1 protein-coding gene is annotated in these 763 nt (G+C 58.8%); it reads right to left on the bottom strand.

The features are described 5' to 3' along the window. Window positions 1-520, bottom strand: a 520-nt coding sequence (locus OQK_RS01175; protein ID WP_016770740.1) for an NAD(P)-dependent oxidoreductase, incomplete at its 3' end; no start/stop codon positions are given. Window positions 521-763: the final 243 nt, after the last annotated feature.

Raw genomic sequence — 763 nt, forward strand, 5'->3', positions numbered from 1 at the left:
CCAGGCCTTCAGCCAGCACCGACAACTGCGTGCCGATCGAGCCGTAGCCGACAATGCCCAGCTTCTTGCCACGGATCTCGAACGAGTTGGCGGCGGACTTGATCCAGCCGCCACGGTGGCAGGATGCATTCTTCTCAGGGATGCCGCGCAGCAGCAGGATCGCTTCGGCCAGTACCAGCTCGGCTACGGAACGGGTGTTGGAGTACGGCGCGTTGAACACGGCAATACCGCGCTCGCGGGCCGCACTGAGGTCAACCTGGTTGGTGCCGATGCAGAAACAGCCGACCGCGACCAGTTTCTTCGCGTGATCGAAGATCTCTTCGGTCAGTTGCGTGCGCGAGCGAATGCCGATGAAGTGAGCGTCAGCGATCTTTTCCTTGAGCTGGGCTTCCGGCAAGGAACCAGTCAGGTATTCGATGCTGGTGTAGCCCGCCGCCTTGAGGACGTCGACAGCCGATTGGTGGACGCCTTCGAGAAGAAGGAACTTGATCTTGCTCTTATCGAGAGAAGTCTTGCTCATCTGCGTAAACCTGTATCCCGGAGAAAAATGGCAGGGAGGGAGCAGCCTGGAGCTGACCCGCACGGCAACAAAGCCGTCACCGCGGATCTGGCCTTGGGCACTGTCCTGCGGGGTCGGTATGCTAGCATAGCCACCCCGCTAAACACTCATTCCTGCGACGTGAAGCGTTCTCAGGATGACCATGAACTGTTCGAGAGTTCTGTCGATGACCAATCCTGCGCTGATTGATGAACTGAAGACCCT

Source organism: Pseudomonas sp. R62 (assembly GCF_000257605.1).
In the GTDB taxonomy this organism is placed as follows: Bacteria; Pseudomonadota; Gammaproteobacteria; order Pseudomonadales; family Pseudomonadaceae; genus Aquipseudomonas; species Aquipseudomonas atacamensis.